Raw genomic sequence first — 8,405 nt, 5'->3', positions numbered from 1 at the left:
CTCAGGGAGCGGCCGGGCCCTCTGGACAAGAAGCAGGCCGCAGTCGGGCAAGGGGAGAGCGGGGAATGCGTCACGGAATGTTGCTGTGCTGTGTGCTGGCCTTCTGGCCGCTGGTGGGCTTCGGCGAGTCGTCCGGCAGCGAGATCGCCATCACCGACCGCGAGGCGGCGCCGGCCGAGCTGAGGATTGAGAACCGCAGCGTCATGACCTTCCGCGCCACCCTGCTCGGCGAAACCCCGGAGCTGCGGGCGCGCCGGGCCACGGCGGCGATCGAGGACGCCTTGCAGGGGCGCGGCGAGCTGAAGGTCAGTATCGACCCGATCCAGACCAGCTACATCGTGCTGCTGGGCTATAGCCGCGCCTTCATCGTCACCCCTCAGGATGTCGATCCGCCGGGCGCTTCGGTGCGGGTCGCGGCGGAACAGGCGGCCGACAACCTGCGCCGCGTGGTGGCCGAGAGCGGCGAGGCCCGCAATATCCGCTTCCTGCTCATGGCGCTGGGGTATTCGGCGCTGGCCACGATGATCTACCTGTTGCTGCTGCGGGGCGTCAGCGTGGGTCGGCGCCGGCTGTCCGGTCGCCTGCCGGGCCTGATGAGCCGGCACAAGCAGTGGCTCAAGCTGGGGCACACGCCGTTGTTCGACGTGCAGTACCTCTATTACCTGTTCGGCCGGCTGCTCTGGCTGATCTACTGGGTGGTGGTGTTCCTGCTCAGCTACCAGTGGCTGAGCTTCGTGCTGTCGCAGTTCCCCTTTACCCGTCCGTGGGGCGAGAGCCTCAACGTGCACCTGCTCGACCTCGTCCGCTACCTGCTCGATGGCATGCTCGGCGCCATGCCGGGGCTGGCGGTGGCGCTGTGCATCGTGCTGATCGCACGGGCCTTCAGCAGCTTTGCCCGGCGTCTGCTGCAACGCCTGGCGCGCCCCGGCACCCTGGGCTGGCTGACCGAGGAGACGCTGCAGCCGACCACCCGGCTGACCTCCCTGGCGATCTGGCTGTTCGCCCTGGTGATGGCCTATCCCTACCTGCCCGGCTCCGGCACCGAAGCCTTCAAGGGCGTCTCGGTACTGATCGGCCTGATGATTTCCCTCGGCGCCTCCAGCGTGATCGGCCAGGCCGCCGCCGGGCTGATCCTGACCTATTCGCGGACCCTGCGCGCCGGGGAGTTCGTGCGGATCGGCGAACACGAGGGAACGGTGACGGAAGTCGGCATGTTCAACACCACCATCCGCACCGGCCTGGGCGAGGTGCTGACCCTGCCCAACTCGATGATCACCGGCTCGGTCACCAAGAACTACTCGCGCATCGTCCACGGCCAGGGCTACGTGGTGGATACCGTGGTGACCATCGGCTACGACACGCCCTGGCGCCAGGTGGAAGCCATGCTGATCGAGGCGGCGCGGCGTACCGAGGGCATCCTCGAAAAGCCGGCGCCCCACGTCTTCCAGACCGCGCTGTCGGATTTCTATCCCGAGTACCGCCTGGTGGCCCAGGCCATTCCCAGCGAGCCGAGGCCCCGCGCAGAGCTGCTGAGCGTGCTGCACGCGAATATCCAGGATGTGTTCAACGAGTACGGGGTGCAGATCATGTCGCCGCACTACCTGGCCGATCCGCACCAGCCCAAGTGGGTGCCCAGGGAGCAGTGGTACAGCGCGCCGGCCCGTCCGCCGGGAGGCGATGATGTCGTGAAATGAGTAACGGCGCTCCGGGGCACGACAGGCACAGTTGCGAGTCGGCGCTTGATTGCCTACACCTGTAACCGAAACGCGAACTCCAGGGTCGGTGGTCGTACTGGAGGCGGCATGCCAACGATGCTCACAGACAAGGGAAGAATGTCCATGACAAACAGAACCTTCAGCAAGGGTACGATCTTCGCCGTTCTCGGCGCCGCCAGTCTCTTCGCCCAGGCCGACCAGGCCGGCGGCAATGGCTGCGGCTGGGGCAACATGGTGTTCGAAGGGCAGCGCGGCCTGTTCCCGCACCTGCTGGCCACCACCACCAATGGCACCTCGGGCAACGCCACGTTCGGCCTCACTTCCGGCACCAATGGCTGCAACTCCGACGCACGCCTGGGCTACGGCGGCCGCTCGGTGTTCGCCATGAACGGCATGCTCGACAACATCGCCGAGGACATGGCCAAGGGCCAGGGCGAGGCGCTGGACGCCTATGCGGTGCTGCTGGGCGTCGAGGCCAAGGACCGCGCCCACTTCGCGCAGGTCACCCAGCAGCATTTCGGCGACATCTTCGCCAGCAAGGACGCCACCGGGGAGGAGGTCTACCGCAACACCCTGGCGGTGATGCAGAAAGACACCGTGTTGGCGCGCTACGCCCGCCAGCCGGCCTGATCCAGCCGTTGCGAACGAATGCCCTCTTCGGAGGGCATTCGTGTTTCTGCGATTGGCGCGCGGCGCCGGAGGGCGCCTATCCTGATGCGTTGTTTCGTGCCCCAGGGCATTCGGGGCGTGGCGTTCCTTCAGCGGGAGACTCCCATGAACCTGCATCTCACAGACAAGCTCGCCCTGGTCAGCGGCTCCACCAAGGGCATCGGATTCGCCATCGTCCAGGGGCTGGCCCGCGAAGGCGCGCGGGTGATCCTCAACGGCCGCAGCCAGGCGTCGGTGGACGAGGCGCTGGGCCGGCTGCGCGGCGAACAGGCCGACGCGAAGGTCGAGGGCTTCGCTGGCGACCTCTCCGATCCCCGGCAGATCGAGGCGCTGGTCAAGCGCTACCCGGCGGTGGACGTGCTGGTGAACAACCTGGGCATCTTCGATCCCAAGCCCTTCGAGGAGATTCCCGACGAGGACTGGGTGCGCTTCCTCGACGTCAACCTGCTCTCCGGCGTCCGCCTGTCCCGCGCCTACCTGCCGGGCATGAAGCAGAAGAACTGGGGGCGCGTGGTGTTCATCAGCAGCGAGAGCGCCATTCAGATTCCGCTGGAAATGATCCACTACGGCGTGACCAAGACCGCTCAGCTCGGCCTGTCGCGCGGGCTGGCGGAAAGCTGCGCCGGTACCGGGGTGACGGTGAACGCGGTGCTGCCGGGGCCGACCGCTTCCGAGGGGGTGGGCGAGTTCGTCGGCAAGCTGTCCGGCGGCCAGTCCTTCGAGGCGTTCGAAGCGGAGTTCTTCCGCACCGCGCGGCCGGGGTCGCTGCTGCAACGCTTCGCCCGCCCGGAGGAGGTGGCCAACCTGGTGGTCTACGTCTGCTCGGAGGCCTCGTCCGCCACCAATGGCGCAGCGCTGCGGGTGGATGGCGGCCTGGTGCGTTCGGCGTTCTGACTCAGTCGGCGCTGCGGCTCTCGAACTCCAACCCCTGCGCCAGCTCCCCGCAGCCGAGCCGGCCGAGCCACTGCTGCGCCTTCGAACCCGACAGGTGCGCCTCCAGGTCGGCCTGGCTGGCCCAGCGGGTCTGCACCTGCCAGCGATCGGCGGCCAGCGCCCGTACTTCCCCGGACTGGCAGCCGGGCTGCTGGCGCACCTGATCCAGCAACTCGTTCAGGTGGGCGCCGAGTGCGGAACCCTGGCCGGGGAATGCCTGGACGCGGACGATGGCGATGGCGGACGGGGACATGGCGAGGCTCCTTTCTGCTGGCTGGGCGGGTGGCCATTGGGCGCTGGCGCCGGCGGCCGGTAAAGACCGGAACCGGCTTTCAAAACCTTTCGCAGGATCGAGGGGCGTTCGCGAACCGCCTGGCGTCGTATGCGCCGGGGGCTGTTCGCGAGCGAGCTCGCTCCTACGGGAAGTCCAGGCGCCAGCGATGGGGTAGGTAAAGGTTAAGGCCGTGGCCGCGGGGACAGAACCGCCAATTCCCGGGAAAACCGCCGGACCAATCCTTCGCTATCGCGGAGCTGGGCCGAGTGGCGTCAACTCGCCGGAGCCAACGACCTCCCACCGGGTCAACCCCTGCCGGCGCTTCCCCCTCACCCCAACCTTCTCTCCCTGGGAGACGACTGCATGGATCAGGAGGTAGAGCGACGCAGGATGCCAAAGCCGAGGGTTGGGGTGAGGGCCGCCCCGAGCGCAGATATATCTCGTAGTAGCGGACTCCCTTTTCGAATGGAGCGTTACGCAGGCTACGGTTGGGGGCATTGATCGCAGACTCCGTCCGCTCCTGCCGCAGCAGAGGCCCCTGCGATCCTCGCGCGGCCAGATCAACCCAACTGCTGCAGCAGGTCGCGCACCTTGTCCAGCGCCGGGTCGATGTCCAGGGTGTCGATGGCGCCGAAGCCCAGCAGCAGCCCGTCGCGCACCGGCGCCTGGTCGTAGAAGGGCGCCAGGCCATACAGGCCGACCTCGACCTTGCGCCCCAGCTCCATCAGCAACGGCACGTTGGTCGGCTGGCGCAGCAGGGCGCTGAGGTGGAAGCCGGCCACCGAGGGCACTGCTTCCAGCCAGGGCGCCAGGTCGCCGTCCAGGCGGGCGAGGATGCGCTCGCGGCGACCGGCGTAGATGCCGTGGCAGCGGCGAATGTGCTTGAGCAGGTAGCCCTCGGCCATGAACTTGGCCAGTGCCCATTGCGGCAGGGTGGAACTGTGCCAGTCGGAAATCTGCCGGGCGCGCACCAGCGCCGGGAACAGCGAGGGCGGCAGGATCAGGTAGCCCAGGCGCAGTTCCGGCAGCAGCACCTTGGAGAAGGTGCCGACGTAGGCCACCACGCCGTGGCGGTCCAGGCTCTGCAGGGCGTCGCTGGGGCGCCCTGCGTAGCGGAACTCGCTGTCGTAGTCGTCCTCGATCACCAGCGCGCCCAGCTCCACCGCCCGCGCCAGCAGCGCCTCGCGGCGCGCCGGGCTCATCGGCATGCCCAGCGGGAACTGGTGCGAGGGCGTGGTGTAGATCATCCGGGTGCCGTCGGGAATCCGCTCCACCTGGATGCCCTCGGCATCCACCGGCACGCTCACCACCTCGGCGCCGAGCATGCGGAACAGCAGCCGTGCCGGCGGATAGCCAGGGTCTTCCATGACGACCTTGTCACCGGGGCGCAGCATCACCCGTGCCAGCAGGTCCAGTGCCTGCTGTGCGCCGTTGCAGACCATCACGTCGTCCAACTGGCAGTTCACCCCGCGCGCATAGGCGATGTGCCGGGCGATGCCGTCGCGCAGCGGGGTGATGCCCTCGGGGCGGCTGTAGTGCCCGCGCGGGGTATTCATCTGGCGCATGGCATAGTTCACGCAGCGCCGCCATTCCTCCTGGGGAAACTGCAATTGGGTGGTGGCGCCGCCGATGAAATCAGCCTTGGCCGTGCCCTCGGCGCCGGGGTGGGTGAGGCGCGGATTGAGACCGGCCCAGTGCTCGATGTTGGCCTGGCTGGCGAAGCGGAAACTGTCCTGGCGCCGGTCGTTGCGGGGAATCCGCGCGTTGACGAAGGTGCCGCTACCGACCTTGCCCACCAGCACGCCTTCGTAGGTGAGCTGCGCGTAGGTGTCGGAAATGGTCTTGCGCGAGATCCCCAGTTGTTCGGCCAGCAGGCGGCTGGGTGGCAGCCGGGTGCCGGCGGCGAGGCGGCCGGAATCGATGGCGTCGCGCAACTGGCGGTAGAGTTGCCCGGCCAGGTCTTTCTGGCCGTGGATGATCAGGTGAAGCTCCAAAGCTGGCTCCGGCAGGCAGGGCAGAACGAAAAGAGTAGCGCCGGGGGGAATGGCCGGTGAAGTTGCGCGATGAAATTTCCCCGAATTGGCCACCGGAGAAGCGTCCGGCACCGCGCACAATGGGGGTGTCCATCCCCGAGGAACCCGCCATGCAGCCACGCCTGGATTACTACACCGCATCCCCCGAGGCCCTGAAGGCGGTACTGGCCCTGGAGGCCGCGATCTTCGAGCTGTCCGTCGAAAGGCCCTTGCTGGAACTGGTGCGTCTGCGGGTCTCGCAGGTGAACAACTGCGCCTTCTGCGCCGACATGCACGCGATGGAAGCCCGCCGCGCCGGTGAGACGGAGCGGCGGCTGTTCGCCGTGAGCGTCTGGCGCGAGTCGCCGTTCTTCACCGAGCGCGAGCGTGCGGCGCTGGACTGGTGCGAGGCGGTGACCCTGCTGTCCGAGTCGAAGGTGCCGGAGGCAGTGTTCCTGCACGCGCGGGAGCAGTTCAGCGAGCGCGAGCTGGTGGACCTCACGGTGGCCATCGGCGCGATCAACGTCTGGAACCGCCTGGGTGTGTCCTTCCGCCAGTTGCCGCCGGCCTGACTCGACGCCGCTGGTTCTGCTTTTCGTAGGAGCGAGGGAGCGCCTGGTCCTTGCTCGCGAATGGACTTACCGGCGGCCACGGTGTTGGGGCTGTTCGCGAGCAATGACGATGGCGTCCCCCTCGCTCCTGCAAGGTGCAGCTCGGCGCAACGGCAGGCAGCACAGCGCCCCGACCAGCAAGGCGCCCGCGGCGGCGCCCAGGGCCGGGAGGAAGCTGCCGGTCAGCCCGCGCAGGGCGCTGGCCGCCAGCGGCCCGACGATCTGCCCGACGCCATACAGCGCGGTCATCGCCGCCAGCATGTTGAAGCGCACCTGGCCGGCTACCGCGCGGGCCGCCGGCATGGCGATGGTCACCGTGCCCATGAAGCTGCCGCCCACCAGCACCGCGCTGCCCAGGTAGAGGAAGACCGATTCGCCCAGCGTCGGCAGCATCACGCCCACCGCCTGCACCAGCAGGTTCAGCGCCAGCGCGCGGCGGCTGCCCAATCTCAGGTGCAGCCGGTGCCAGAGGAAGCAGGAGGGCACTGCGCCCAGGCCGAACGCGGCCCAGACCTGCAGCGGGTCGATGGCGCCCAGGCCGCTCTTCATCAGCAGCGGCAGGTAGGTGGCGGTGATGATGTAGCCGAAACCGGCCAGCCCGTAGACCAGCAGGATGATCGGCGCCGGCAGCGACGGCGTCTGCTTGCCGTCCGTTGCGGCTGGTTGCGTGCTCGGTGGGCCCGAGTGCCGCAGTGCCGGAACGGCCAGCAGCGCCAGCACCAGACCGGCCAGCGCCAGCACGCACCAGATCGCCGCGCTGCCCAGGCCGAAGGCAGTGCCGGCGACGATCAGCTCGGCGGAGAGCAGGATGCCAAGGCCGACCCCGGCGAACATCAGCGGCGCCCCGTGGGTTTCGCCCATGCTTTGCAGCAGCCACTGCGCCGCACCCACCAGCGTCATGGCGCTGAGCACGCCGGCCAGCAGGCGCACGCCGACGGCGAAAGCGATGGGCGCCGGGATGGCCATCGCGGCCAGGGCGACCAGCGTGCCGGCCAGCGCCAGCACGCAGATGCGCGCGGCATGGCGTTCGTGACTGCGTGCCAGGAGCAGGGCGCCGAGCAGGTAGCCGGCGTAGTTGGCCGAGGCCGCCAGGGAGCCGCCCGTGACGCTGAGCAGGCCGTCACGCACCATCAACGGGTAGAGCCCGGTGAAGGCGAAGCGGCCGAAGCCCATGCCCACGGCGAGGATCAGCGCCGCCGACAACGCGGCGGGCAGGCGACGCGGGGCATTCATGGCCGTGCCTGCAGGGTTTCCCGCCAGCGCTGGAAGGCGCCGGTGGCGTAGCCGTCGCGCCAGATCAGCAGGGTGTCCACTTCCATCAGCGGCACCACCCGCAGATCGGGCATGTCCCGCTGCAATTCCAGCACCGAGCGCGGTAGCACGCCGATGCAGGAACCGGCGTTCACGCAGGCGAGGATGCCGTGGTAGGAGCCCACTTCCTGCACCGCCAGCGGCGCGCCCTTCAACCAGCGTTCGGCCAGTTGGCGGTAGGTGCAGCCTCGGGTGAAGCCGACCAGGGTGCGGATCTGCACATCCTCGGGCCTGTTCACTGGCGGATGGTCGCCCGGCAGCACCAGCAGCAGTTCCTCGCGGAACACCGGCTCGGCGCGCAGGCCGCGTTCCAATCGAGAGTCGAAGCCAGGGTCGGCACGGAGGATGTCCGGGTGGGCGATCAGCGCGCAGTCCAACTGGTGGTTCAGCACCTCGCCGATCAGTTTCTGGCTGTGCCCGGTGGTCATGTGCAGCTCCACCTCGGGGCAGGTGCGGTGAAAGCGCGCCAACGGCTCGGGCAGGCGGCTGGCGGCGCTGGCTTCCATGCTGCCCAGGCGCAGGCTGCCGGTGGCGCTGTCCGGGTGCAGCGACTGGCGCGCCTCGGCGGCCAGGGCCAGCAGGCGTTCGGCGTAGACGAGAAATTCCCGGCCCTGGTCGGTCAGTGCCATGCGCTTGCCGTCGCGCAGGAACAGCGCCGCGCCGAGGTCGTCCTCGAGCTGGCGGATACGCGTGGTGACGTTGGACTGAACCCGCTGCAGGCGGGCGGCGGCGCGAGTGACGCTCTGCTCCTCGGCCACGCAACGGAAGATTTCCAGACTGGAGAGATCCATAATATATCTTCGTTAGAGAATTTGTTGCGAAGAATATTCTCTCTATGAGATCGTAAGTCAAGCGATAGCAAGCCAGCGGCGATTTCGCC

At 68.3% G+C, this 8,405-nt stretch carries 8 protein-coding genes; 4 read left to right on the top strand and 4 right to left on the bottom strand.

The features are described from left to right. Positions 1 to 65: 65 nt before the first annotated feature. The 3 genes from ACYCAX_RS00215 (at position 66) to ACYCAX_RS00205 (ending at position 3,278) form a co-directional block, all read left to right on the top strand. Positions 66 to 1,694, top strand: coding sequence for a mechanosensitive ion channel family protein (locus ACYCAX_RS00215; RefSeq protein WP_460247207.1), 1,629 nt, complete (start codon positions 66 to 68; stop codon positions 1,692 to 1,694). A 144-nt stretch (positions 1,695 to 1,838) separates the two neighbouring features. After that, positions 1,839 to 2,345 (top strand): DUF3015 domain-containing protein, encoded by a 507-nt coding sequence (locus tag ACYCAX_RS00210; RefSeq protein ID WP_294975772.1) that lies wholly within the window; start codon positions 1,839 to 1,841, stop codon positions 2,343 to 2,345. 144 nt (positions 2,346 to 2,489) lie between these two features. Next, positions 2,490 to 3,278: an SDR family NAD(P)-dependent oxidoreductase gene (locus ACYCAX_RS00205; protein WP_460247206.1), complete on the top strand. Its 789-nt coding sequence runs from the start codon at positions 2,490 to 2,492 to the stop codon at positions 3,276 to 3,278. A 1-nt stretch (position 3,279) separates the two neighbouring features. On the opposite strand, the gene ACYCAX_RS00200 is transcribed toward ACYCAX_RS00205, so the two are convergent. Both ACYCAX_RS00200 and pdxR read right to left on the bottom strand, forming a co-directional pair. Continuing rightward, positions 3,280 to 3,570, bottom strand: a complete 291-nt coding sequence (locus ACYCAX_RS00200) for a putative quinol monooxygenase (RefSeq protein ID WP_460247205.1) — start codon at positions 3,568 to 3,570, stop codon at positions 3,280 to 3,282. A 581-nt stretch (positions 3,571 to 4,151) separates the two neighbouring features. Continuing rightward, on the bottom strand, positions 4,152 to 5,585 hold the full coding sequence (gene pdxR, locus ACYCAX_RS00195; protein ID WP_460247204.1) for a MocR-like pyridoxine biosynthesis transcription factor PdxR: 1,434 nt from the start codon (positions 5,583 to 5,585) through the stop codon (positions 4,152 to 4,154). 149 nt (positions 5,586 to 5,734) lie between these two features. Between pdxR and ACYCAX_RS00190 the strand changes: the two genes are divergently transcribed. Then, complete coding sequence (locus tag ACYCAX_RS00190; protein ID WP_015477312.1) at positions 5,735 to 6,175, top strand: carboxymuconolactone decarboxylase family protein; 441 nt, start codon at positions 5,735 to 5,737, stop codon at positions 6,173 to 6,175. Positions 6,176 to 6,241: 66 nt separating this feature from the next. Here ACYCAX_RS00190 and ACYCAX_RS00185 read toward each other — a convergent pair whose 3' ends face one another. Together ACYCAX_RS00185 and ACYCAX_RS00180 are read right to left on the bottom strand one after the other, a co-directional pair. Next, positions 6,242 to 7,447, bottom strand: a complete 1,206-nt coding sequence (locus ACYCAX_RS00185; RefSeq protein ID WP_460247203.1) for a YbfB/YjiJ family MFS transporter — start codon at positions 7,445 to 7,447, stop codon at positions 6,242 to 6,244. Next, positions 7,444 to 8,316 (bottom strand): LysR family transcriptional regulator, encoded by an 873-nt coding sequence (locus tag ACYCAX_RS00180; RefSeq protein WP_015477310.1) that lies wholly within the window; start codon positions 8,314 to 8,316, stop codon positions 7,444 to 7,446. Before ACYCAX_RS00180 ends, ACYCAX_RS00185 begins: the two co-directional genes overlap by 4 nt. Positions 8,317 to 8,405: the final 89 nt, after the last annotated feature.

It is taken from the genome of Pseudomonas sp. MT3, from assembly GCF_054720805.1.
Note: the sequence above shows the minus strand (reverse complement) of the source record. Positions and strands in the feature narration are given on the sequence as shown.

Excerpts from the sequence above, each read along its gene's own strand:
- ACYCAX_RS00190 (WP_015477312.1), top strand. The coding sequence starts at position 5,735 with ATGCAGCCACGCCTGGATTACTACACCGCATCCCCCGAGGCCCTGAAG.
- ACYCAX_RS00200 (WP_460247205.1), bottom strand. The coding sequence starts at position 3,570 with ATGTCCCCGTCCGCCATCGCCATCGTCCGCGTCCAGGCATTCCCCGGC.
- ACYCAX_RS00205 (WP_460247206.1), top strand. The coding sequence starts at position 2,490 with ATGAACCTGCATCTCACAGACAAGCTCGCCCTGGTCAGCGGCTCCACC.
- ACYCAX_RS00210 (WP_294975772.1), top strand. The coding sequence starts at position 1,839 with ATGACAAACAGAACCTTCAGCAAGGGTACGATCTTCGCCGTTCTCGGC.
- ACYCAX_RS00215 (WP_460247207.1), top strand. The coding sequence starts at position 66 with ATGCGTCACGGAATGTTGCTGTGCTGTGTGCTGGCCTTCTGGCCGCTG.
- ACYCAX_RS00180 (WP_015477310.1), bottom strand. The coding sequence starts at position 8,316 with ATGGATCTCTCCAGTCTGGAAATCTTCCGTTGCGTGGCCGAGGAGCAG.
- ACYCAX_RS00185 (WP_460247203.1), bottom strand. The coding sequence starts at position 7,447 with ATGAATGCCCCGCGTCGCCTGCCCGCCGCGTTGTCGGCGGCGCTGATC.